The sequence below is a fragment of the Kaistella haifensis DSM 19056 genome (genome assembly GCF_000735695.2).
Taxonomy (GTDB): domain Bacteria; phylum Bacteroidota; class Bacteroidia; order Flavobacteriales; family Weeksellaceae; genus Kaistella; species Kaistella haifensis.
In genome coordinates this window covers 1-25252 of sequence record NZ_JASZ02000015.1, presented here as the reverse complement: position 1 = coordinate 25252, position 25252 = coordinate 1, and the positions used below count along the sequence as shown (strand labels likewise).

25 protein-coding genes and 1 pseudogene are annotated in these 25252 nt (G+C 35.6%); 1 reads left to right on the top strand and 25 read right to left on the bottom strand.

Annotation, left to right across the window (positions count from 1 at the left end):
* Positions 1 to 6: 6 nt before the first annotated feature.
* From AP75_RS08105 to AP75_RS07990, 25 genes are all read right to left on the bottom strand, one after another.
* Positions 7 to 375, bottom strand: coding sequence for a hypothetical protein (locus tag AP75_RS08105; protein WP_031503021.1), 369 nt, complete (start codon positions 373 to 375; stop codon positions 7 to 9).
* A 2-nt stretch (positions 376 to 377) separates the two neighbouring features.
* Entirely contained in the window at positions 378 to 992 is a 615-nt protein-coding gene (gene traK, locus AP75_RS08100) for a conjugative transposon protein TraK (RefSeq protein WP_031503019.1), read from the bottom strand.
* Between the two features lie 4 nt (positions 993 to 996).
* Positions 997 to 2019, bottom strand: a complete 1023-nt coding sequence (locus AP75_RS08095; RefSeq protein ID WP_242589789.1) for a hypothetical protein — start codon at positions 2017 to 2019, stop codon at positions 997 to 999.
* The gene (locus tag AP75_RS14665; RefSeq protein WP_242589788.1) at positions 2019 to 2246 is read right to left on the bottom strand and encodes a hypothetical protein; all 228 of its coding nucleotides are present in this window, start codon (positions 2244 to 2246) and stop codon (positions 2019 to 2021) included. The genes AP75_RS08095 and AP75_RS14665 overlap by 1 nt, the downstream gene beginning before the upstream one ends.
* A gap of 1 nt (position 2247) precedes the next feature.
* Complete coding sequence (locus AP75_RS08090) at positions 2248 to 3078, bottom strand: hypothetical protein (protein WP_088264205.1); 831 nt, start codon at positions 3076 to 3078, stop codon at positions 2248 to 2250.
* Between the two features lie 20 nt (positions 3079 to 3098).
* Positions 3099 to 3761: a hypothetical protein gene (locus AP75_RS08085; RefSeq protein WP_088264203.1), complete on the bottom strand. Its 663-nt coding sequence runs from the start codon at positions 3759 to 3761 to the stop codon at positions 3099 to 3101.
* A 1-nt stretch (position 3762) separates the two neighbouring features.
* On the bottom strand, positions 3763 to 4449 hold the full coding sequence (locus tag AP75_RS08080) for a hypothetical protein (RefSeq protein WP_031501651.1): 687 nt from the start codon (positions 4447 to 4449) through the stop codon (positions 3763 to 3765).
* A gap of 10 nt (positions 4450 to 4459) precedes the next feature.
* Entirely contained in the window at positions 4460 to 5128 is a 669-nt protein-coding gene (locus AP75_RS08075; protein ID WP_031501649.1) for a hypothetical protein, read from the bottom strand.
* Positions 5115 to 8186, bottom strand: a complete 3072-nt coding sequence (locus AP75_RS08070) for a TraG family conjugative transposon ATPase (protein WP_088264201.1) — start codon at positions 8184 to 8186, stop codon at positions 5115 to 5117. Before AP75_RS08070 ends, AP75_RS08075 begins: the two co-directional genes overlap by 14 nt.
* A 17-nt stretch (positions 8187 to 8203) precedes the next feature.
* Entirely contained in the window at positions 8204 to 8518 is a 315-nt protein-coding gene (locus AP75_RS08065) for a DUF4133 domain-containing protein (RefSeq protein WP_031501842.1), read from the bottom strand.
* A 1-nt stretch (position 8519) separates the two neighbouring features.
* On the bottom strand, positions 8520 to 8840 hold the full coding sequence (locus AP75_RS08060; protein ID WP_088264230.1) for a DUF4134 domain-containing protein: 321 nt from the start codon (positions 8838 to 8840) through the stop codon (positions 8520 to 8522).
* Between the two features lie 44 nt (positions 8841 to 8884).
* Entirely contained in the window at positions 8885 to 9463 is a 579-nt protein-coding gene (locus AP75_RS08055; protein ID WP_031501841.1) for a hypothetical protein, read from the bottom strand.
* A 21-nt stretch (positions 9464 to 9484) separates the two neighbouring features.
* Positions 9485 to 10138 (bottom strand): ParA family protein, encoded by a 654-nt coding sequence (locus tag AP75_RS08050; RefSeq protein ID WP_088264199.1) that lies wholly within the window; start codon positions 10136 to 10138, stop codon positions 9485 to 9487.
* A gap of 26 nt (positions 10139 to 10164) precedes the next feature.
* Positions 10165 to 11625, bottom strand: coding sequence for a relaxase/mobilization nuclease domain-containing protein (locus AP75_RS08045; protein WP_088264197.1), 1461 nt, complete (start codon positions 11623 to 11625; stop codon positions 10165 to 10167).
* Positions 11615 to 11980 (bottom strand): plasmid mobilization relaxosome protein MobC, encoded by a 366-nt coding sequence (locus AP75_RS08040; RefSeq protein WP_031502068.1) that lies wholly within the window; start codon positions 11978 to 11980, stop codon positions 11615 to 11617. Before AP75_RS08040 ends, AP75_RS08045 begins: the two co-directional genes overlap by 11 nt.
* A gap of 172 nt (positions 11981 to 12152) precedes the next feature.
* Positions 12153 to 12806 carry a hypothetical protein gene (locus AP75_RS14505; RefSeq protein ID WP_031502067.1) on the bottom strand — a complete coding sequence of 218 codons (654 nt, stop codon included), beginning with the start codon at positions 12804 to 12806 and terminating at the stop codon, positions 12153 to 12155.
* Between the two features lie 742 nt (positions 12807 to 13548).
* A complete protein-coding gene (locus tag AP75_RS08030; protein WP_088264195.1) occupies positions 13549 to 17904 on the bottom strand; it encodes an NACHT domain-containing protein in 4356 nt (1451 codons plus the stop codon).
* Positions 17905 to 18228: 324 nt separating this feature from the next.
* On the bottom strand, positions 18229 to 18942 hold the full coding sequence (locus AP75_RS08025) for a GLPGLI family protein (protein ID WP_262488055.1): 714 nt from the start codon (positions 18940 to 18942) through the stop codon (positions 18229 to 18231).
* A 42-nt stretch (positions 18943 to 18984) separates the two neighbouring features.
* Positions 18985 to 19815: a GLPGLI family protein gene (locus AP75_RS08020; RefSeq protein ID WP_051872549.1), complete on the bottom strand. Its 831-nt coding sequence runs from the start codon at positions 19813 to 19815 to the stop codon at positions 18985 to 18987.
* A gap of 66 nt (positions 19816 to 19881) precedes the next feature.
* Entirely contained in the window at positions 19882 to 20130 is a 249-nt protein-coding gene (locus AP75_RS08015; protein ID WP_088264191.1) for a hypothetical protein, read from the bottom strand.
* A gap of 195 nt (positions 20131 to 20325) precedes the next feature.
* Positions 20326 to 20874, bottom strand: coding sequence for a hypothetical protein (locus AP75_RS08010; RefSeq protein WP_031504632.1), 549 nt, complete (start codon positions 20872 to 20874; stop codon positions 20326 to 20328).
* 6 nt (positions 20875 to 20880) lie between these two features.
* Positions 20881 to 21252, bottom strand: coding sequence for a hypothetical protein (locus AP75_RS08005; protein ID WP_088264189.1), 372 nt, complete (start codon positions 21250 to 21252; stop codon positions 20881 to 20883).
* Positions 21253 to 21255: 3 nt separating this feature from the next.
* Positions 21256 to 22305, bottom strand: coding sequence for a hypothetical protein (locus AP75_RS08000; protein WP_088264187.1), 1050 nt, complete (start codon positions 22303 to 22305; stop codon positions 21256 to 21258).
* 207 nt (positions 22306 to 22512) lie between these two features.
* Positions 22513 to 23157, bottom strand: coding sequence for an EndoU domain-containing protein (locus tag AP75_RS07995; protein WP_088264185.1), 645 nt, complete (start codon positions 23155 to 23157; stop codon positions 22513 to 22515).
* Between the two features lie 52 nt (positions 23158 to 23209).
* Entirely contained in the window at positions 23210 to 24781 is a 1572-nt protein-coding gene (locus AP75_RS07990) for a hypothetical protein (protein ID WP_088264183.1), read from the bottom strand.
* A 261-nt stretch (positions 24782 to 25042) separates the two neighbouring features.
* On the opposite strand from AP75_RS07990, the pseudogene AP75_RS07985 reads away from it, so the two are divergent.
* Positions 25043 to 25252: pseudogene (locus AP75_RS07985) on the top strand (IS5/IS1182 family transposase); the annotation flags it as partial.

The following is a 25252-nucleotide window of genomic DNA, read 5'->3' as shown; positions in this document are numbered from 1 at the left end:
TTTAATTCAATTGCCTCTGGTACTACTGGTATTTTTTAGTTTTTGGTATTGGCTGTACAGGTATTCTATTCTCAGGCTGTCCTCCTTACGAAGTTCGTTTCGGTCTCTTTTCAGTTTTAAAATTTTAAGTTCCTCCACAATGTTTTCCATTTCCCTGTCCTTTTTCGCATTGGAATTTTGATGAACCGTGCTTTTGTCATAAAGCACCGGAGGCTTGATTTTGAACAATGAATCAGAAGGGAAGAAAATTCCCTGAATCAGCGATCCGACAAACGACACCGACAGAAAAATCATCGAATAGGTGAAAAACTTCTTCGGATGTTTCGCCGCCCATTCCAGTGCGGTCTTTACAATTTGTTTTATTAAGGCAATCATTTTTAATAAGAGTTTTTGGCTTGGTTGGACAGTTCCTCATTGTCGAGAATTCTCCAGTTCTTAAGCAGTACACCGTGAGGATTGTTGGGACTACGGATAATGTCTTCAAAGAACCCCTCGGTATTGAGCTTCCGGGTAATGACCGCTGATTTTCTAGTAATCATCTGCTTTCCGTAAAAGGAGAATTTCTTTTGTTCCATATTGAGTGAAATGGAATCGGCATGGATGCTCACCATCGAACTCGAAGCTACAATCTGGTTGTAGAATCCTTTTTCCTTGAGGTTGGTGTATTCTTTTTTTCCACTGTCGTCAATGAGATATAAGGACTTTTGTATATTTTCCTTGATGTAGGCATCATCGGGAGCGAGCGTGAAAAACAGCCGGTGAAAGAGTTCTATCTGGGCTTTGTATTCCACAGGTCGGTTCAGCAGTACATCGGTCTGCTTTGCCAAAACCGGAACGCCGTTATCCAGAATGTAGATGGACTTTCTGGAATCCTGAATCATTTTGTAGGCAAAAAAGAAACCCGCCAACACGATAATTACTGCAAAAGCCACCGTTCCGAGGGAAACAATTTTGTTGATTTTTATTCGTTGTTCTATATTTTTGATCAGCATTTTCCTATTTTTTTGAATTATTCATTGCACTTCCTACCATCCCTGAAGGAGAACCTGCAGCAGCAGATTTTGCCGCTGCTCCCGCAACACTCGCACCTCCCGTTTTCACGGCAAGTATGGTGGTTCTGGCACCTCCGGTGATTCGTGCTGCGGCCATCTTCATCTTAGTCATCGCTCCGGCTCCTCCCGCTGTGACAATGGTATCGGCAATGGTCGGCGTCATCAGTACCCCGATTCCTGTCACGATATAGGCGACACAGGTGAATAGCTGGTTATAAATCATTCCAGAATTGCTTACATAGACCATTAATGCATCAAGATTGGTAATGGTCCCGTTGGTTAAAAGCGTGTCATAGCGTTCAATTTCCATTTCATAACCGGATGCAATGAGCTGCTGGCCGATATTAATGATAGTGTAGGCAACGAAAGTGTAGAGATTGACATTGATGAATTTGGAAACCCAACTGTAAAGTGAGTTCTCAAATCCGGGAATGAGTGCCATTCCCACCGCAATCGGCCCCAAAACAATCAGGATGTAAGCCCATATTTTCTGGATGAAGAAGATCAGATAGACACAGATTCTCAGGATGGAAAGGGCAATAAATTCGATGATTTCAGCAACGAGTTTTTGCAATTGGAACTCCATCCGTATTTGCCATTCCTTGATGGGCTGGATGAGTTTATCCAATCCCTCGCTGATATCGAACCAGGAATCGTCCGCGTCCTTTCCTGTATTGTTGATGACGTCCTGTTTGGCATCTTCATCGGCTTTCAGCTTGATGACTGCGTCCAGCAACTGCTGCTGCTTTTTGAAACGCTGCACTCTTAAATCATTCACTTCGGATTCAATGTCGCTGAAAATGGCAATTCCCGGTTCGGCAATGGCTTCAAAGGGTGCCTGAATCATATTCACGAATCCCGACCAATACACGAGGGTAAATCCTATAAGGATGGGCTTCAGCATCGGGGTGATTTCCCATTCGCGGTCTCCCGCCGCCATTTGCCAGCCCATATAACCGAGGTACATCAATGCTCCCAATCCTCCATCGCCCTTCCGACCAATGCCGAACCTGCAGCACTGTCCTGAACGCTGTTGTCCAGTTTAGTGAAGACCTCCATAAACCATTTCTCAAATGCGCCGTCGCCTTTCAGAAATTGAAGCAGGTTGCTGTAATCACCGTCTGTTTGCGCAAAACCGAAGATGGGCAGTAAGATTGCCAATAGGCAAAACAATAGTGTGGTAGTTCTGTTCATCTTAAAAGCGGTGTTTGTATTGTTGCATCGTGTTGTGGATAATCTGCTTGTCCGAAGCCGGCGTCCACGCCTGTGGCAGAGCATAGGGCGAATGGTTTTTCAGAATATTCTTGTAGTCCAGCAACAACGTTGTCTTGTTGTTGTATTTCCTTAATTCTTGGACCAATTTTCTCCACCGGATAAGGGTTTCGTGATACATAATGAAGCGTTTTCCTCTCGGCATATCCATACTTCTGGACATTGAATATTTTTCCTTGATCATATCCAGTTCTTCCTGCATTCTCTTGAGAGTTCCCGTGGTATTGAGCATATCGTACGTTTGCTGGTCTTTCAGCCGCCATTCGATAAAGTTCTGCGGAGTGTCGGGAAACTGGGTAATGGGCTTTAGCATCCTTTTATAGTAAAGCAACCAAAGCGGATCGGCATCAACCGTGGCGGATGTCCAATGTGCAAAATCCTGAACGCTTCTTTTATAAATGGTGTCGGAAGCAGCTTTGATTTTTTTGGCTTCCTCTTCTTCAATTTTTACCTGTGCAAACCGTTGGTTTTGGACTCCAGTCGGTTTTAGCGGTCGGATGTCTTCACTGTTTTTATAGTCCCTGTTGATGCTTGGCGCCCACATTCCCCAAACCGTAGCGTAGGCAAAGTTGGTCTGAATCCCTAAAAAATATTTGGGATAAGGTCGCCAGTCACCCCAACTTTGGAAGACCATTCTTTTGTGTTGGGCGACAATGGAAGGATCATACAGTCGCTTGACGGTAAGTTGTCCAAAAACTTCCATCGAAATGAGCATCAATTGGAGCATTCCTAATTTTCTAATTAAATTTTTCATCTGCTTTTATTTTTGTGTTTTTAATTGAAGATGTACCGGTATTTTTGAATGATTTCCCCTGCAATGGCTTTGTCGATGTTGACGTAGTTTCTTAAGACCGGGACCTGATAGAGGTATGGGATATTTTTAGCGTTCTCCAGTCTCAAAATGATGTAGAGAATGTTCCCGTTGATATTCCGGACGCGGGTAAACACTTTCTCAATCAGCATTTCCCTGTCCATGGCATCCATCAGATAGTCTTTATCTTCATTAAGAATATCCTGCATAACTTCCTGTTTAAGTTTCACAGCCTGTTTGCCGATTTCGACATAGTATTTTGAGACCAATATGGCATATTCGGGATGTTGAGCGGACAGGTTAAGCATCTTGTTGGAATTGGCAGTGATTTTTCCCATATACTGATACAAATACACCAGCTTTTTGCTCTGCGAAAGGGCTGAATTGACATTCTTAAGCTGCTGGTAAATGTATTCCTGTATGGCAATGACCTGTGCGGTCTTGTTCTTAATATCGTCATACATTTCTTTCTGCTTTTCATAGGAATCCAGAAATGCCTGTTCGCTCGCCATTCTCACGCCTTGGTTGGTGGTCAACTGAACCAACAGCCGGTCATTGATGGCGATTTGCTGGGCTTTTAATCCTGAAGCTAAGAGTAGAATTAGGAAAAAAAATATTTGTTGCATTCTAGAAGGATTTTATTTGGTTCATAATATTTTCCACAACCTGCTTGTCCCGGCTCACGTAATATTGAAATGCCCGTTTGTTGCGCAATACCTTGGCTTTGATGTCCCGAATTTTCAGCAGCATGTGCGTAGAGTTTCTGCTCAGCGTTTTTACTTCGCCCAAGGCATAATCCAAAAGGATTTTCCGTTCTGATTTTTCCATCTGGTTCATTGCTCCGTAGGAAGCCACAATACCAATAATCAGCCTGGTCACAATCTGCAGGTCGTCCACAAACTGAACCTGTGAAGGCAATACCGCAATAATGGACAACGATGCGGTTTCAATCTCGTTCACGATGGCTGTCTGATTTTGGATGATTTTTGTAATCTCCCTGTTCACCGCAATTCCGGTCGGTATGGCTTGAATGGCAAATGATACGATCCGTAACCGGTCCTGAATCTTCGTGACCTTGTCCTTGAATCCGTTCCACTGCGTTCTGTTGGCGGTTTCTACTGTGGCGTTGGCTAATTGGTTTTTCCGCATCTCCTTCTGTCTATCGTGTTCCTTCATCGTGGAATTGATTTCAATATTCATCATCGGAAAGGAAACATATTCCCGCTCCCAAGAAGGTGTAGAACCACCACTTGAGGAAGTCATAATGACATAAATTATTGGAAGAATTAGGATTAGAATGAGTTTTGTTTTCATCACCCCATTTTTAAAAATTCCTCTTATAGCGGTTCATTATATTTTCCACGATGCCCTTGTCGGTATTGATGTATCCGGCAAATGGATTGATGGAGTTCCAAAAGCCCAGTCGGTTGGCTTTCTCCAGTCGAAGTTTGATCGCCAGAAGCCATAGTTTCAGGTTTTTCACATTCCCGGAAATATTATGCAGGAGTTTATAGCGGTCTCCGGCGGTGGCAAGGTTGAGTTCGCCAGAAGCCAAAATATCGGAGACATCGGTTACGATTTTTAAACTTTGCTCATAGGTTTTCTGTGAGGCTTTCACCCCAAAAATGGCATATTCGGGATGTTGGGAAGCCAACTGCACGACCTGTGACGAATAGTTGTAACACTTGTTGAGTTCGGAATAAATCTCCTTGACCTGAATGCCGTTCTGCAGTGTTCCTGAAACTTCTTTCAGACCTTTTAAAATCTTGTTCTGAATGTCATTCGCCACGACCATCTGCGTTCCCACCCAGGTTTGAGCATCTTTCAGTTTGGAGGTTTCCTCAATGACATCATTCTGTTTGGCTTTCAGATTCTCGGAATAGAGAATCATCGCTGCCGTTACCGTAGGATCGATGTAGGTTGTTTGAGAGTAGCCCCCTATCCCCCAAAGGGGGAAAATGAGCATAATGATTTTACTGCTAAACTTTTTCATATGCATTGTGTTTTTGGTTGATTAATTCCGACAAACGGATATTCCGGTCTTCCAATTCCTGCGAAATGATTTTGAATACATTCTTTCCTGCATTCTCCTGTTTCATTTTCTGATAGTAGGCGGTCAGTTTCGCGTCCAAAGGTTTCTGATAGAGATTGACCAGCGATACCAGGTTTTCAAGACCGTCTCCGAATTTTTTCAAATCATCAATTATTTTGATTAATGCTTCGTCGTAGTTGCCGTATTTTTGGACGTAGTATTCTACTGCGGATTTTTCAGGTTTTTCGGTAGTGTAAGTCAGATACTGCTCAAGGGAAACTTCGTTGCCATACACTTCTCCTTTAGAACCCCGCTTCAGATAAAATTCCTTGAAACGGCTTCGTCCAAACTTGTTGTTCAGGTTGTTGATCGTAAATATCTTGTTCTGCTCTACCTTGTTGAGGGAAAGCAATGCTGCAATCCGGTCAAAATTGTCCTTGAACTTCGTCTGATCCAGCAGTATAAAAGTGTCGGAGTTATTGATGATACTGTCTTTTACGACGGCATTTCCGATAATATCGTCGAGTTCCTGCGTAACGACCACCGCTTCTCCCCAAAATTTTCTGACGGTTTTGTAGAGATAAAGGATATGGCCGCCCATCAGTTTTGAGGCAATCGCCTTCCACGCTTCTTCGATGATCAGGGCTTTTCTGCGGTCTTTCCGAAGCCTCATTTTCTGGATAAAGGTGTCCATAATAATCAGGGTCACTATCGGAAACAGTTTCGGATTGTCCTTGACATTGTCGATTTCAAAAACAATAAAAGGTTCGTCGAAGAGCGTGTTGTCGGCACTTTCATTGAGCGTGGTTCCGTATCTTCCGCCTTTGTAAAAGTCTTTCAACACAAACAAAAAGGTTCTTAAATTGAATTCTCTTTCGGTAATTGCGTGCTTTTTATTATTCAGATAAAGTGGTAGAAATTTATCGCAGTACTCGTAAAATCCATTAAAAGACAATTCTTTGGCTTCCAACTTTTCTTCAAGTTCCTTGATTTTTTTGATGATGGATGTTCTGAACGACGCATTCCATTCTTCCGCGGATTTGGGATGTTTAATCACCTCATTCGCCTTGATGAGGATCAGTTGGGTCTCATTGTAAATCTGCCTTTTTTCCTGATCGTTCAGGGTTTCATACGCTTCATAAACTTTGTAAAATTTTTCGCTGTCGTAATTCGGGTTGTTCAGGTTTTTGTCGGGATGGTATTCTATCGCCAGTTTCCTGAAGGCTTCCTTAATCTCGTCCGCATCCGCATCGAAGGCGATTCCCAAAATATCGTAATAGTTACTCTGTCCTTTGGCCTGATTCTCCAAATCGGCATAGAGATCTTCTTCGTGAATGTTGTACTTGCCGAGATACAAGATGAGTTCCTCCGTGGTTTTCTTTTCATACCACTGGGTTCCTGAATTGAAATACTGGTGGTAATACGACATCAGCACATTGTCCAGAATAGATTTCTGCGCCGCGGACATCGCCGCATCCGGTCCCTGCCAAATGAGGAATATGAGGTTGGTGAGAAATTCAATTTTTTCAATGTTGAACTCCTTTTTGTCCATCAGAAACGGGTTCATCGTAATCGGTTTTTCTTCGGTGTACTGGATGTATCTTCCGCCTTTGTATTTGCAGGTTCCGGAATAGGAATCTCCGGTATCCACAAAAACCACGTCGTAATTATAAGTCAGGTATTGCTCCACGATATTGTTCATCAAAAAGGATTTTCCTGAACCGGACGGTCCCAACACGAATTTGTTTCGGTTGTTGATTCTTCCCGTTTTCATTGGTAAGTCCGCAGGATCGACCTTGAGCGGAACGCCCTGTCTGTCGGTAAATCTTAAATAAAAGTTGGATTCTTCGTTCACGGGATAACTTTCCTTAAAAAAAAAACACAAGGCTGCTTCGCTTGTCGTCATAAATAAGTCATACTCCCGAAGTTCGGTAGCATTGCCGGGAATTGCCGAGCGGAAGAGTTCCAACTGGTTGTAGGCATTCTTGGAAACGATTATCCCTTTGGTGAAGAGTTTGTTTTCTATCATCGACTGGATGCTTTCCATTTTTTCCAAGGAGTCTGCTGAAAACATCAGGGAAAAATGGGCATTGACCACCAACTGTCCGTCGATGGCGATATTATGCAGCAGCGACTGAATTTCCTCGGCAATAATGGCGTTGGAAGGTGAATTGTTCGCCGCTCCCTCGTGCTTCTTCTTTTTCTTGTCGAGTTCCCTTTGCTGTGGTGCCTGCAATGGAATGGTGATGATCTGATTGTAAATGATGGTTTCGTAGTCCTCCAGTTCGTTGATGAAGGTGAAATTGTCCACCGCTGTTTCCGATGCAGCGCCGTTCCCGCCCAATACGGAATAAGGGTCTATTTCTGAAGGCAGGTCGATATTTTCGACATCGACGTAAGAAATGTTCTTGACAAACCGGCTGCCCATCTGTAGGTATTCGTTGGTGCTTTTGATATTGTCAAACACAGGGATTTCGGTAAACTGCATCGACAATACACCCGATATGTAAAATTCAAAATCCTTCTCGAAAAGGAATTCAGGTTCACACCCGCTCTGCTTGAGGAGCATCAGAACCTTTTGACATTTATCTCTTAAATCTTTATAATTCTTTTCAGAAAAGTCGTAAGGCTTGTTTTTCTTTTTGAGTTTGTCGTCAACAATATCTGTGAAAAACAACACGGTTTCAATGGTTTTGAACAGTCTGCCGTCAAAGTGTTCGGAATATTTTTGTTGTAGAAACTGGTTGGATGGTTCTGCCGTGTATCTCTTTTTTGAAAAAATATCGAGTTTCTGAATAATCCTTCCCTCACCGATAATCGATACGACCTGATTCAATACCGTATGGAAGTGCAGATAATTGTCCGGGTCTGCGGAATACTGCTCGACAATATTTTTGATTTTGATTCCAATGATGGGGTTTCCATACTGCCCGAAAAGCACGTCAAAATCCCAACCGTAGTCAGTGCCGTAGTCGTAGCCGATGAACGGAATGTCGAATGCCTGCTTTTTTGTCTTCATGTAGAATTTTTACTTTGTTACTTTTTTGATTTTTCAGTTTTTGAATGGTCTGCAAATTTCTTATGGTTGAATCTTTTAGGGAAAATCATTACCTGGTCGAAGTTTTTGGTTTTGTCGTAGAGTCCGTTTTTGTCCTGCCTTCTGAAGATTAAATACACACCTCCCGCAGTGACTGCAAGTCCGAGCAGTGAACCCAATAATCCGAATTTGGATAAAATGAGTGCTGCAACGACTCCGGCTCCCACAACGCCGACTGCATAAAAGATGTATTTACCTTTGAGTCCGAAAAAGACAAGGGGTTTTTTAAGCCCCTTGTAGAGGTAGTAACCCATCTTAGGCAAAGAATGCGGTTACAAATTCCGGAACGACAATCAGGAAAATCATGGCGCCGCCGTAGCCCAGGATTTCTTTGTTGACATCTTGATCACCGTTCGTCCATTTGTTGTAAACTCGGAGTCCGCCAATGAACCCGACCAATCCACCGACTGCTTTCAGGATGAGTTTGATGGGATCCCAATAATCTTTGATGTCACTTGCGGCATTCGAGATAGCTGTTGCACCGCCTTGTGCGAAAATTGGGGACATCGCCAACATCAGCAAGGCAACGGCTAGTACTTTCTTTTGGATCACTTTGGTGTTGAAATTTTTTTTCATCATTTTTTAAAATTTAAGGTTAGTTATATGGGTTTGTGTTTTCTTTACTGTGTGGAATGATAAACCTTTTCACCGTCGTAGTTCTTAACTAGTTTGATGGAGGTGTGTGCAAGACTGACCATTTTTTTCCAATACTGATCATTCTCTTCTTGTAGTGTTGGTTTTGGAATCTGAACTATTTCTTCCGCTTCAGTTTGGGATTCAACTTTTTCTTCGGGTTCGGTTGCACTTTTCTTTTCGGGTTGCTCTGATTCTTCTTTAGTTTCTGAAACCTTAATCTCTTCAGGTGATTCAGTTCTGGGAATATCTCCGTCCATTTCTTCCTCGGCTTCAAATTTTCTTCTCATTTCTTCCAAATCAGGTGGTTCGAAAATTTTCGATGGATCGACAGATAATGGAGGATGAACCTTCTGAAAGGATTTCGGAGTTCGGATATTTTCGACATCATCAATCTCAATACGACTTTCCGGCGGGCTTTCTGTTTTGGCAAAACTGACGAGGGAGAATTCCTCGGCTTCATCGGTAACGGCTGTTTTCTCTTTCTTCAAAAACAGGTCATAGACAATGTTTCCGCCGTAATACAGGACATAGATTCCTATTAAAATGAGTGAATATTTTAGCATTTTTATTTTTGGTTTTTTGGATTAAAGGGTTATTTTCAGTTCCTTGTTAATTTGTTCGATAATTTCGTTAAAGGGTCTTTTGACTGCATTTTTTTGGTCGTAATTCAATGTTCTTGTGTTAATGCTTTGAAGGCTGTTTCTTTTGTGTACGGAGTTTTCAAGCAGAAGCCCATATTTGGCAAGTTCCTGGTCCATTTCTCTTTGGTTCCGGTATTTGTAACCTTTGTCGTATTTAGAGCGGATAAAGATGCGTTCTGCCTCACTTTCCAATAAACCAAGCATATTTTTGAAGACCAAAGTCGATTTTACCGATACATCGGAGTACTCAAAGGGAATAATGATGAAATCACTGTAAATAAGGACATCACTGTATTTCCGGTCAAGTGTTCCCGCCAAATCGAAGATGTAGATGTTTTCACTTTCCTTCAGTTCGATGACTTCTTCCAAATCCCTGAAAGGCGGTTTTGTATCATCCTCGCCGATGACTTCCACATCGTAGAGTTTGGGCAATTCCGATTCCTCATCATCCAGCCATTTAGAGTAGAAGGATTTCTGAAAATCGAAATCATAAACCTTAATGCTCCTTTCTGACACAATGGACAGATAATTGGCAAACGCAATGGCGAGGGTAGTTTTTCCGGCTCCGCCTTTTTGGGTAGCAAATGTGATTATCATTGTATTGTTTCTGGTTTACAGAGTTTTTATCTTCTTTTTCTTCTTTTCTTGAATTCTTCTTCCGCAGGGTCTTTTCCCGAACCCGCTGTCTTGGTGAACTGAAAAAGCAGATCGTTTACACTTTGGCTCAGTTCCTTTGACAGATTTTCATCTTCTTTTGTCTTTATGTCCGGCTTTTCTTGATTCAGATTCAAAAATTTTTGATATTCTTTTTTGCCAATCAGATATTCTAGGGAGCCTACATAGTGAAGTTTTGAGTGGACAACATAATATTTTCCGTCTTCCGATTTTATGAGGTGTAGATCTTTTGAATTTTGTTTTTTCAGATAGTCCCTTACCTCATTTTTCACTGATTCGAAAATTTTCTTAATCTTTCTGCTCTTGGTTTCAAAAAGCATAAAATCTTTCAGTATCGCTTCTGCATTGGTGCGTTTTAGATATTCCATCAGAATCTTTTTTAATGCATTGTCCGTAATGTTGTAGTCCTTTAAGCTTTCAAATAATTTTTTGTCAATCCTATCATCGGTTAACTCGAACAGTTCATTCATTTTGATGATGTCGTTTCCCTTATACACCGTTTCGGTCTTGTGGTCAATCAGGCTGTATCCGAACGGTTTTTGTCCGTCTTTGTAGTGAAAGACCACATCAAGTCCGAAAATATCCCGTAACTTTTTTTGCATTTTGCTTTCAAACTCTATTTTAGGTTTCCAGTCTTTGTGCTTTTCTTCTGGAAGCATGGATTCTTGTTTTCTTCTGTCTTCTACCCTGAACACCTTGTTGGAACTGAGTTCTCGGTATTTGGTCAAAATCGCTCTTAATTGGAAAATCCTGCTGTCTTTTGAATTTAGGTTCAAACCTATTTGGTTGCCGTCAATGGTTTTGAGCCTTACGCCTTTTTTCAGAATATCATATCTTTTTTCATCATTTGTGTTTTGTGATAGTCTGAACCCGCTTCTTTCCAGCAAGAGTTCCAGTTGTTTTATCGAACCTATTGTGTATTCCAGTAATTTTTCAAGTTCCTGCTCCGGCGTGATGCCGTATAGTTTTTCGAGGGTCGTGGCGAGGGCTTTCTGCGCTTTTAACCGCTCGTAACTGTCATTGATCTTCTTCCCCGTTTCCTTGTCCACTCTTGTCGAAACAATGTGGACATGGTTGTTCTCCGTATCGTTGTGGAAGACCACGATATAGGGTTGGTTGCCATAACTCATTTCCTGCATAAAATCGTCCGCAACCTTTGTGAGTTCCTCCTTCGGATGTGCCTTAAATTTAGTGGAAATCACGGTGTGAAACTGTGGCTTTTTTACCTTGTCGCTTTTCGAGATCGACTTGAAATAATCCCGAACCTGCTCCGGACTGCTCTCTCCATTGATGAAGGAGGGAAAGTTTTTCATCAGCATCAATTCTCCCGTTCCTTTCTCCACCTTTTTGTCGTTGTACTGAACACCGTGAAAATTGGAACTTGCAGAACCTAAAATCTTAACGATCATTGGCGATGAGTGAATAAATTTTTAAGAATATCTCATTTTGCTTTTCCTTCAAGTCAACGATGGTTTTCAGTTGGTTTTGAAAATTGCTCAATTCGGTTTGGGAAATAAACTTTTGGCCATTAACGATTCTCGCTATCTGATTGATGTTGGTTTCAATCTTGATGAAAATGTTGTCCTGTTTTTCAATGAACGCTAATATGCTTCTCCGTTCATCTTCTAAAATCCTGTTTTCCACCGAATCGATAATTAAACTGGTGAGGGAAATTTTTCTCTTGGAACAGATTTTTTTCCACTTTTCTTTTCGGAGTTTTTGAACCCTGATCAGGATCACCTCTTCCTTTCCTTCTTTTGTCATTTTTCATATCGTTTGTTTTTGTTATTTTTAAGGCAGATAAGGCTTGATCCAATTGGAGTATCCCTGTACTTCACCGTAGGTGTAATATGAGGTGGACATGGCATTGAGTGAGGTTTGGGGAATTTGAATCGAGTAATTTTCAAGCAATGCCGGGAAAAACTGGGTGGAATTTTCAGTAATGAAGTAATACGATTTGATTGGGAATGTAGCCGATGTCGCTGTAGATGCTTGCTATACTGATAAAGGCGTTTCCTGTAATTGGTGCAGAATTGTAAGACCGGTAGATCTGGAATCTGACATTGACAATTCCGTTAACTTTTCTGAAAAGGACAAATCCTTTCAATCCTCCGAAATTTTTGGTTCCAATCGTGTAATATTTTGAAGAGGTTAGATAAGCATGACTGTTTCCTGAATAATTTACCGGTGCAGACCATGTTGAAGTCGCCGTTAAAGGATCAGTCCCATTTTCATCAAACGTCAAAACGATTCGGTATTCAGTCGGCTGTTTTTCTTTTGCAAAGTTTTGCCATACGTTACCATCAAAATAATACATTCCAGACTCGCTGACATTGATGACCTGTCCGGAAAGATTAGATGCAGGAGATGTCGCAAAGACGACCGCCCCTTTTTTTGCATTTGAATAAGATTTTGAAGCCAATTGGTCACCGGTAATTCTTGGTGGAATGATGCCATCGTAATGGCTGGGATCGTTTGGTTTTCCAACAACTTCAAAAGTTGTTTCAGGATTTGTGGTGTTGATGCCGACTTGTGCTTTTACCGATATGCCAACAATCAACAGAAAAAAATAAAGTAGTGTTTTCATCATTTTGATTAAAATTTCTTCTGCAAAGTTGAAACATCAAAACCGTGAAAACAATAGTATTCATGGGACGTGGACTAAATAAGACCAATCTGGACTATACTGGATTCTTGGAAGACTAAAAAAGAATAATCTGGACTATTCTGGACTCTTTGTTTAAAATTTCAGAAAAAACAGAAAAACAAGTTCCGCCGTTTTTCTCCCCTTTTTGCAAAAAAGGCAAGATCGTCTTTGGTGATGCAACTTGAAAAGCTGTATATACAAAGACACATCTTGCTATAAAAAAGGTGCTGATTTTTTCAGAGTTCTGAAAAAATTTTATAGTATTGGTAATCAGTAGGTTTTATTATTTTTCCGGTTTCTATGGAAATGTAGCCAATTGGAAACCTGTGATTCAGAAAGAAAAAGAGTTATTGCTTGTAAAGTAAAAAATTATTTATAGTGTTGTAAATCAAACACTAACGATTTTGACCTGTGCTTATTTTACGCAGGTAGCTGTATTCTTTTACGCACGTACTTGTATTTATTATACGCAGCTACTAGGTTTATTTTAAGCAGGTTTTACATTGTGCTATTTTTCGCTGGTAGTGTATTCATTTTACGTTGGTTTAAGATTAAACCTGTATCTTTTTTACACAGGTTTAACCTAATGGTTTATGCACAGTATCTATATTCGTTTAAAAACTATATCTTTAAATGCTCTAGCTTTTGGGGAAGACTACAAATCACCTGAATTGAGTCAAAGAATTTAACTGTTTGAAAACTTTTCTTCAAAATATTTTACAGATTTTAATTGATTTTTATAGTCTAGCCAAATGATGTATTTTCTGATTTTTTGATTGTGATCAATTTCTTTAATTTTCTTGTTTAGAGGATTTTTTTTTATAAAGTGGGTTGCCATCCAAAACAAGTTCATATTTATGTTATTTAATTCTTTTAATAGGATATTTTTATCAATCAAAATCATGGATTGATGATCTCCATAGCTAAATCTCTCGGTTTTAATTTCATGACTAAATCCTATTATTTCTGAATTTATAGTTAGATAAGTATTGTTATCTAACTCTGAAATACTAAGTAGTTTTCTAGTCTTTTTAGAAGGTATAATTACTTCTTTTTCTCCATCAACAGTATCTTTCATCACTCTTGTGAGACAAGTAAAAACATATTTATCTTCATCAAATTCAGTTTGATTATAATTTTCGTCTATCCAATCCATCCAAAACAAATTTGAAGGATTAGTGTAAGTATCGGTATCGGGACTTCCAAAATCATTTAAATGAATAGATTTTGATTCTTGAGAAATTTGTTTTATAAATAAATCAAAATCTTTTTCATTTATTAGATAACTACAGCAATCAATATAGGAATTAATTGTTTCAGATGAATTGGTTAAACCTGTACTTTGGTATATAGACAGATATTCTTTTTCAATATCTGAATTAAAGTCAAGATTATCGTACTTCAGCCAATTACTGAAATCTATTTTAGGGTTATTATCAATAATTTTATCAATCTCAATACCGATATTTTCTAAATTATAGATTTCAGGTGCTAGTTCTTCTTTTATTATCCATGATGGCGGGTTAAAGTACTCATCGACCTGATTTTCAAGATTGGTATGTAAATCTTCTGCAGGATTATTGATATGTACAATTTTAGAATAATCATCAATCCAGCTAAATTCTCTGTTTTCATCTTTGTATTCATAAGGTAAATAATCAGAGAGATAGCCTTTCAAATAGTGAACGGTTAACCAAACATATTTTTCTTCGAAAGTAAATTTTTCACTCTTGCTTCCATGCGTTGCATCAGTATTAACATATCCTGTATCTCTATTAAAACCTAAAGATCTTATATATGCTATTGCCGTAGCCATTCCCCAAGTTCTTGCTGATGTACTGTTATTGATTAATGGGCTATATTTTTCGTAAAAATTTGTAATAAAAGGATTCTCTTTATCATGAGAAAGCGAATTAAATCCTGTATCGACCGACAAAAAATCATCGTACGCTTTTTTTATTACATACCATGATAAATCATGACCAATTGGATAAGAATCTTGTTTAGGATCATTTATATAATTTTCATCAACATCTAAAAGTATTATATCGTTTTTATGAACTGGGCGTGATTTTTCGACTTCTGCTTTAGAAATTAAATTATACTGAAAGGCTCTTTCAACTATAGTTCTAAAACCACATCTTACAACTACATTTCTATACTTATCAGTGTTATTGAAAATATTATTTAGGCTCCATAAAGCAAGCTCATGAATTGCACTTCCGTCTTTACATTTTGTTGCGAAACCCAAAGTGATTGTAGCTAAATCTTCAAGAATTTGTGGTTCGTCAATAGGTAACATCAGGTCTAAAAGCTTTTTAAACTCTGAAGGAAGAATTAGTGCCCATTTGGTTAGTTTAACTCGTAAATTTTCACGTAATTTTTGATCAAGAGTAGTAAATCCCCATACATAGATTAACGGTAATCCATCATACATATCTGTTTCGTCTAAATCGAAACTATCATTAAGAATAGAGGTTAGTGACCATTGTGACAATCTATACTTACTTAAGTTTAATTTCTTAGACATGATCTCACTTTCATAATCATCCAATCCAGACCAAAACTTATCTCTTTCAAAATGATTTGTGATATTTTTAAGAATATTGTGAAGGTACATTGCGTTAAATGAACTATCCTTATCGTATGAAAGCGGTATAATCAAATCTTGTAAAATTTGAAATCTTTTAATATAATCCTTGTTAAAAATTTCTGTAACCCAATCTTGATAAATACAACTTATTTCATTTGGGACAGCATACAAAGCATTTAACTGAAGTTCAAAAATTTCATCTTCTGTAAAACCAGCAGCTAAAAAATCATCAATTCCGATTAATTTTCCTTTTTTGATAAATATTTCATTTATTATATCCTGAATTATTCTTCGATTTGGAGTAAAATCCGAATGAGGATTATAGTCTTCATCATCTAATTCTCTTGAAAGGGGAATTGGATTAAAAAGAGAATCGGGTAAACAATCAATTTTTCCATTTACAATACTGTTACTTATTTTGCTTGAAACTATGATTTCAAGAATTGATTGATAACTGAAAGTGTAAAAACTTTCTTTTGCTTCTAATATTGAATCAGAATCTACATTTCTTTCGTATTTTATAAGGATTCCGTTATTAGATAAAAACTCAATTAAAAGCTCTATCTCATTGACATCTAAATATTTTATTTTGTTTTCAATTCCTAAATCCAAAATTTGAGTATGGCTTAATTCAGAATTATAATAGAATAAATCAGATACTATGTTTAAAAATTCTAAAACAGCATTTCTTGATTTTGCTTTTCGTGAATCTAATGATTCTAAATATTCCTTATTTATTCTATCAATTTTTAAATTGATCAATTTAGAAGTGGTTGTTTCAACAATTTCGGTTCTTTTAATAATAGAGCCTTGATATGTTTCACAAAATAATTTTAAAGCAAATAAACTATCCAGTCCCTTTATAAATTGATAATTTTCAATCGAAATATTATATTTTTCGCAATATTTTTTCGCAACATCTTCAACTTTTACATCGCCCTCTCGTTTTAATCTTAACTCCTTATAGTTTTTTTGATAATCGGGTAACCTTTGATTATTATAAAAATATTCTCTGGCACTGAAAACAAACCGAATTCTGTTGTATTTACGTGTTATCTCAATGGCTTCATTAATTCTATTGTACCAATTTCCATCATTCAAAATATCTTCTTCAAGCCCGTCAATACAAATTAACACATTTGTGTTTTCAAAATTGGTAGTATTATTAGACGCTAATTCACAATCTTTCCCAATAGCTAATGTTTCAAGCACACTGAAAATTTCATTTTTATTCCAATTGCCCAACTCTAATTCTTGAGATAATAATTGTGTCCAGTCTTTTGAATTAGCACCCTTAGCTTGGATTAGTATAGCTGGGACAGATTTGTTTACGCATTCTTCTACTGCATAAGCTAATCCGAGAGTTTTTCCTGTTCCCGGTTTACCTAATATTAAGCTGGTTGATATTGTTACTAATTCATTTTCAATGTCAAAATAAGAATAAATGACATCTTTATTGAGTTCTCTCAAACTAATCTCCAATTTATCATAAATTGCTTTTTGGAAATTGGTGGGATTTACAGATTTAAGTATTTTAATGCTATCTTCAATGATATATATAATAGGAACTTCCATATCATCATTAATTATTAAATTGGGTTCAATTCCATTTAGTAATTTCATTTCCAATGCAGAAGACTTCAGGATTAAATCGTCGATAAAATCATTAATTTGTCTGAGTTTTTTGGTTAATTCATCTGATTTTAAACTATGATTGATGAATTTTTCAGAAATACTTTTAGCATTATTAGCTTTATATTTAAAGTCAAGAATTTTTACAAGAATTTTTTTTCTAAAAGGTAAGCTATAAAGCTGTTTTTCTATTAAATTCTGGATATCACCTTTAGTATGAAGATCTCCAACATATCTCTCTTTTAACCAAAAATTGGTTTTTTGCAAATCAAATTTGTCTTTTAAAAATTTAGAATGAATTATTTCTTTTTCAAACCAATATTTACGGACTCCCTCATTTTCGGTTTTTTGTAATTCTTCTAAAATAGAATGCTCAAACCACCACGTGATTTTCAGATTTGGGTAAGATTTTTTTATTTCTTTTTCAAAATTTTCAATTCTTACGTCTTCACTATTTTGTGTCGGTTTTTTCCCTTTCCCAATTTTAACCGAACTAACATTATGAGGAATACAAACAATATATTCATTAATATTTGCTCTAATATTTAGAGCGGTAATTATGGATTTTTTTATTTGATTAAGCTCATTAGTACTTAAAGCTTGTTTAAACCATTTGGATTGGATGGCTATAAAATTGCCATTTGATAGTTTACCATAAGCTTCAATACCCCCATCACCCCCTGCGCCATTTATTACTTTAAATTCGTCAATCAAATTTGGATATTCTTTTGAAAGGTACCTTTCAAAAAGCTGGTTGCATAATGTTTCAAAAGAATTTTGATAACTTCCTCCATAAATATTAAATGAGTCCCACATGCGTTTTATTATTTGATTTAAAGATAATCAAGATTTTTAAATTTATAATAAGAGATAATGTTCTAAAACTTAGAATTTATTGCTAATATCTTTTGGAGCACTACTCAGAATAAATATCAGTGATATGAAATAAGAATAAAAATCATTTTTGAACACAAATATTGAAATACTATAGTTTGATGACAATAATCTTCGATATGCGTTATTCCTTTAATTTTAAATTCAGTATACAGACTTTTTTACTTTCATAATTTCAGTAAATCCGCTGTGTAATATAAAAAACAACAGATGACTTTTTTAACAGGCGGAGAATTAAGTGAAAAACTATATGAGATGTAAAGCTTTTCTTCTTTTTTCAATTTCTTGTGGCGAACTAACATCATGTTCTGATGCGATGGAACCTCCTTTTTTTGCAAATTCTTTTAATACCTCAACAATATTGTGATAATAGTCGAGTTTTACTTTATGATATTGTTCGAGAGAAACAGAAATAGGCTTTTTAGTGTAGTGCGTTTCTAAAAAATCACTTGTGTCAAAAGTTTTTGGGAGATTTTTATTTTCCACAAAATTATAATGGAAAGTATCTTCGGAGTCATAAATTTCAAAAATAAGACCGGGTAGTCCTTGAAATTTATAGGAGCCTTCTTGAAAAGGGAATTCGGGATTGAACCAAGCTGTCCAATGCCGTCCACCGAAATCTGTTGTTGCTTTATGAAGTGTAAAGTTGCTTACTTTTTTTGTTTCATTTTCTATTTTCCAATCCATTTTATCAGTAGAAGTTAATACAAAATAGTCACGACCAAAAGAAGTGTACATCCTGTTTTCGGCAGTGTTGCTTTTTCTTGATATTAATTGTTCCGATGGTGAAAAATATTGTAAAGGCTTTCCACTTTTTCTAATAGAATCTTGTTTTACAAATTCGTAATCATAAAATTTCACAAAATCTTTATTGATATCTAAAGCCATATTTACTTTTACAGTGTCTTCGGTTTTATGAATTTCTAATTGGTAAATAAAGCGATGAGTCTGTGCATTGATTAATGCGAAATTCCGGTAAGAATTAAAATAAATATTTTCATATTAATTTTCAGGATAATGAACTGTTTTATCCAATTCTATGGGGTTATTGAATTTTTTAATCTGATTTTGGATGGCCTTCTCCAACTCTCGATAATCATTTTGACCATATTGCTCCCCAGAATCTTTGGTTATAAATGCCTTTCCTGATTTGTATTCGGGAATTGGATTATTGTAATAATTGAGCTGTACCTTTTGCCAATCTTTTTCCTTAATGTCAACTTTTCTGTCATTAAAAAGATTTTTAATAATGTCAGAAGAATTAAGCTCTATATTGTAGTTTTTATTTTGGATAAATGAAAAATGAAAGTTATATTCATCATCATAAATTTCTAGTATTAATCCTGGAAGACCATAAAAGACGTAAGGTCCATATGGTAATGATATTTCGGAACAATACCACGCTGTCCAATTTCTGCCTCCATAATTTGTGGTGGCTCTTATTACTTCAAAATTTCCTATTTTCTTCTTGTCATTCACAATTTTCCAATTTATTTCCTTCTTAGCATTAAATTGATAATAGTTCATTGAAAGGTTATTAATAAAATTGAAGCTTTTATCCGATTGACGGTATTCTACAACATTTTTGAATTTTGGATAGGCAAAACTTTGATTATCTTTATTCACCTTATTCAATGAATCTGAAACAATGTACTCATCGCTGAGGAACACATTAGACTTCTTATTAATTTCCAAAACAAGAATATCTTTACTATAAACAGTATCTACAGCATTCTTCTTAAAATGTAAATTGTAATAAAATCTTTTGCTTTGAGCATTTATACATAGTAAACCTAAAAATAGGAGTATTAAAGCTATTCTAATGTCCTTCATCAATATTTTGATTTTAAAATATTAAAGATAAGCCAAATTAAAGATTTGGCTCATCTTTAATGGTTATTAATCTTCAATTACAATAATTGGTGGACAAGGTACCTGTACAAGATTTCCGTGCGAATCATATGCATAGCACTTTGTCTTAGATGCAACAAATAATGTGTCAGCAGATTTAGATTCCTTAATTTCAATCTTTACTATCTTTTCTTCTTTTACATTTGTTTTTTTTGAAGAATCAGAAGGTGAGATAGGAGTACTTGCACTCATTAATCCTGCAATAGATAAAGTTGCTAATAAAATTACTTTTTTCATAATAAATTATTTTTTGTTGCTCCATTTGGTCTTGAGCGTTAAGGAGACCTTATACGCATTTTATCGTGTACACATAGTCTCACTATTTTATTTTTTTTCTTTGAGCAATAAATAAAACTCGCAATTCGTAGCTACTGAATATCTTTTTTCAAAAATTACATTATGTTTACAGTGAATTTTTGAATGTATTTTCTTTTAAAAATCATAACCGATCCTAAGGCTCAAGTTAGGAACAGCTTGAACGCTATATCCTGTTTTTAAAATTTTCCCTAATCCTAAACCAAGTTGGAATTCATAATTAAAATGATTTGCAAAATTTCTTCTTAAGCCCCAAGTTGGAACAAAAGAAATCATAGGATTTACTTCCAAACCATCGACATTAGAAATCACAAACCAATCTGGAGTGAAACCCACCTTTGCAGAAATATAATTTGCAGAATCGTATTTGGTGTTTTTACCATCGTTTTCTCTTTTGCTAATGTTGTAATACCATTTGGGAGCAATTGATAGTTCTGGTGTTAGAGCAAAACCTGTTTTTGAGTACAAATCTCCACCCCACAGTGATGTTTCAAAATCAATCTCACTTCTTAAAACAAATTCCTTTGACAAACTTGTTTCATTATAAATATTAGCTCCAAAAAGTCCTGCTTGAATACCGAAAAATGAATCTTTATTTGTAGGATTTTCTTGTGCGTTCATCAATGAGAATAAAATTATCATCAATGAAAGTGATATTTTTTTCATATTTTTCTATTGTTTTGTTATAGTCCAATTACCCGACAAATCATTCTGTTTCCACGTACCATTTTTAACGTTCAAGTTGCCATATAAAGCAAATCCTGAAGATTGAGAATATACTGAGCTTAATGCGCCATTATTCAAAACCTGCCCATAGAATGTTTCACTAGTGTTACCGGTATTCCTAGTAACTTCAATATTACCTGCTTTGAATACTTTCAATACAAAAGTAGAATTGGCGCCGGAGATACTATAATTGCCATACCAAGTTCCTTGGTATGGCGATGTATAGTTACCTTGTTCATTATTAAATTGATTTTGCTCTATAATTCTCTCGCAAGAATTTAGAAGTAGTATAAAAACAAATAATAATGTGGTTCGCATAGGTTAATTATTTATAGTATTAATTTTACTGCCGTGCCAAGCACCATTTCTTTTCGCAATTCCGTACATCAAAACTCTGAATTCTTGAGGTTTTTTTAATGCACTTCCGCTTGTATCAGGAGATATGTTCCCATCAGCACCCATTTTGAAGCCTATCTGAAAGCCCCAGTCAAAAGACTTTTCCAATACATCATTATTATACGAATGTCTGTACAGCGTTTTTTGAATCAAAATTTTTCCTAAAGTCGGAGCCTTATACGTATAAGTAATATTATTTGCATCAGGTGTTCCTTTTCCAAGATTCTGCCACCATTGACCTGTTTGCGGCACGATATAATTCCAGAAATGTTGGTTCAGTTTATCAGCTGTTAACTGTTTATTTCCTGCTTGTATTGCCTGATTGATGTATTGGTTATTACTAAATTGCTCAATTACAATGTCATCCTGCAAAATTTTTGGGAAAGCCTGCGTGGAGTATCCAACAATATTTAAACCATTTTGGGACCAGTTTACGTTGGCGTCAAACATTAATCTGCTGTTATTATTGTAGATTGTTGTTATCCCGTATTGAGTAGCTGGGTATTGAAAATTATTTGAATAATCATAAGAAAATTGACTGGATATGACTCCAAGTCTTATTTCTTGACAATTCTCTTTACTCCAAATTCCTAGAAACCCTTTCTTTTGATGTTTAACTTTTACACCTAAATTGTAAACAAGGAAATAATTATAATTATAAGCTTTCGTTTTCACTCTGTATTTACTCTCATATTTGTCTATACAGATATCACTGTCGCCAAATATGCCATCGAACAATCCGTTGGTTGGAGAACAATTTTGAAGGCCATTAATAAAGTTCATCATCTGGATGTTAGGATCAGTAACTGGCGGATTAGTCCCGCCACCCGTGTTACCACCCGGCGGATTATATCCTCCTCCTGAACCGCATTCTAAAGCGTTGAAGTAGTTTATATCATCGTAAACGGTTGTTAGCTGATTACAAGGCTGCATCTGGATATACATTTGTCTGGCAGAAGGTTCTGTTGCAACCATTATATCTGTGGAAATGTTATTATTTATCAAGTATGGCTCTAAGGTAGCATATTTGCTCTCACTTACAACAAATAGACCTACATCGGTATATTTGTATATTTCATCGGCTACCTGTATTTCAGCTTGGTCATTTAAGAACGCTCCATACGCATCATCTCCAACAATTTCTTCTAAATCATCGATATCATCTAAAATCTCTTCATCATATTATACTATTGGATATAAGGTTTTCAACTCGTTATTTTTTATTATAAACTCGATCTCAATATTATCGCTTGTTTTTCCACGATACGAGTTCTCATCCATTTGAATTTTGTTTGTGAATGCAATATAGCATTCATTGACAAGCTTTTGTAAGCCCCAATTTTCTGGAAAAAAAGTTGATGGCTCAGATTTTTTTATCCATTTTTCAGTTCTCTCATTAAAAGCTTCAATAATACATTTTTTGATTCCTAATGTTTTATTTTCTGCAATAACCTCTACAATTCTTACTCTACCAGATAATAAATGTATCCCAGAAACATCGTTTGATTTAAACTTTCCATTTGACGAGTGCTGCATTATTTTATAAATGAAATTCATAAAAGGATTATCTTTTAAATCCGGGAAAATAATAATGTTCTCTGCTTTTACAATGAAATTTTCTTCGAATATTTTTTGAGCTCTTTTTGGATTATTCTTAAGTAAATCTTGATAAATATTTGAGTTCAATCCAATTTCTTTAAGAGTTTTAAATGGACCTTCAAATTCTGTACTCTCGAATGGTAGTTGAGATTGTGTTTCCACAATTCTTTCACCATGAATCATATCTTGATTTTCAGAAGGCAGATATTTATGAATATAATATGGCATCGTTTAATTATTTAATTTAAAATAGTTGTAATAAATTTTTTCGTCAAGACAGTTATTTTAACCAATCTAATTTTTTATTTGCTACTAAATTTTCTTTAATTAACTTATTTATGGAATGTTCTACGGTTAATAAGCCCAAACTAGTATTACCGGTTCTTGCAATAGCCTTTAGACTCGAGATTGAATGGTAATGTCTAAAAATATTGAAAATATTTTGTTTCTTATATTTTAAAGAGTTTTGAATATTTTGCAGATCAGATACATTAATAATCGTTAAAGGATTGATTTTTTGCACGTCATTTTCGATTTCAATTTTCTCTTCCTCTAACATCTGTTCAAATTTTTTTTTGAATGCCATAGAAGCAGATCCAGAACTGAAAATGACATCATTTACGATCAACGTTGGAAAAAGTTCTACTTTTTTATTAAAATCAAAAGAGCTGTCATTTAAAAGTTTTTTATACTGATGAAAATATTTAATTGTTTTTTTAGCTAATTGTGTTAAACCATAATCTTTGTAAAATTTATCAAAATCTATTTTATCAAAGTCATCTTTAGTCTTCACGGTTTTGTAACCGTTAATTACCGGTAGATAATTACTTTTAGCTTCTGCCAGAATGATTTTGTTGTTTTGTCTTATATAATAGTCTGCATACTCAACTTCTGTTCTTCCATCAATCTTTAATTTTAATTCATCAGTATGTTTGAATACAGTATTCTTATTGTTTTTAAATGCTTCTTTAAAAATTTCTTCGATAAATGGTTCAAAGAAATTATTACCAACAAAGTTTCCCCAATCTGTTCTGTTGCAAATTTGATTAGGTTTTAAATAATCAAACCAAAAATCATTAATAAATAGTGAATAGGTTTTTTCTAAGAAGATTTTGTTATCCAAAATCAAATAAGTAATCAAATCTTTGTCGATTTCATCGACACCTTTAAATAGAGGACTCTTTTTTATGCTTAAAAATTCGAAAATTTTAAGATCGTTTGTATGTGGCTTTTCAAAATTATTTGCTTTACTAAAAGCATCGAGAATCTTAACTGTTGACACTTCTGTTTTCATAATGTTAATATAATTCAATTGTAATTTTTCATCAAAACTTTTGAAATATGTATACATTATAAATTTGAAGAAATCTAATAATGAAGAAACATGGAATGTTTCGGTTAAATACTTTTTAAAGTGATTGCCAAAATTTTTATCATTTTCTAAAATTTTTAAAAATGAATAAGATTTATATGAAAAATTGACTGGATTAAGACTATGATAATATTGATTATGCGGTAATTCTTTGAACATAAAATATTCAAAAAACCTGTCTCCAAGCCCCTCATAGCCTGCTGAGAGATATTCTTTATCAAATAACAAAATCCTTTCATTAACGGCTAATAAAAATTTAAGAATATTTTCGCGATTTTCTATTGTATATTCCGGTGTAGATTGAGAGAAATCATCAATTGCTAAAATTTCCTGTAAAGCATATAGACATGTAACCCGTGAAAATAAAATATTATTTTTTGGTGTACGAAGATATTTTTCAATAAAAAATAAACAATTTGAATGTGTTAAATCATTTTTAGTATCTAAAAATATTATCCGGATACATTCTATCTGCGTCATTCTTGAGTCATCAATAAAAGAACTATTGGACGGATTTATTTTTGAATTAATTGCAACAATAGTAGCTATCAGTTCCGCCTTTGGAATGTCCTTTATCAGATCTAGTAGATTTTCAGGTAATTTTTCTAAATAAGCTTCGGAATATTTAATTAGTCTCTCCTTAAACCACTTATAATTTACTGATTATTAGTATTTTGGGTTTAAAATAGCTTGTTTTTTATTGCAAGAATTTGTATATTAGAGCTTTAAAACCTTGCAAATATGTTAGGAAAAAATCCAGAAAAACTGCCAGAATTATTCCGCCCGATGTTGGTTGATTTTATTGATGATAAACACGAACTCGTTTTGCTTTCAGATAAAATAGATTGGAATTATTTCGAGAACGAATTTTCGCCGTTGTACTCTAAAGTGGGCAATCCGAGCCATCCGATTCGTTTTATGGTGGGCTGTTTGCTTCTGAAACATCTTTAT